A 286-nucleotide genomic window follows, 5' to 3' on the forward strand; every position below is an offset into this window, starting at 1 on the left:
GTGAGCGCGTCCATCTTCTGCGCGCGAGAGAGCGTGCGCGGCAGCGCGTCGATGGCCAGTACCGTGGCCCGTTTCGCGGCCAGTTGCTGCATCAGCTCGGGGTTCTGGGCAGGCCAAACAAAGCCAATCAGCATGCCGCCCTCGCGCATCGACGCGACTTCGTCGCTGCTCGGAGCGCGAACCTTGAGGACGATGTCGCTGCAAGCCCAGAGTTCGGAAGCCGATGCCATGACCTCGGCACCGGCCGCACGGTAGGCGTCATCGTCAAAGTTCGCCGCGGCGCCTG

The 286-nt window shown here is 66.4% G+C and carries 1 pseudogene; it reads right to left on the reverse strand.

The features are described from left to right. Window positions 1-286 (reverse strand): annotated as a pseudogene (gene pntA / locus SB753_RS36450) (NAD(P)(+) transhydrogenase (Re/Si-specific) subunit alpha); the annotation flags it as partial.

The organism is Paraburkholderia sp. SIMBA_053 (assembly GCF_046534895.1).
GTDB classification, from domain to species: domain Bacteria; phylum Pseudomonadota; class Gammaproteobacteria; order Burkholderiales; family Burkholderiaceae; genus Paraburkholderia; species Paraburkholderia caledonica.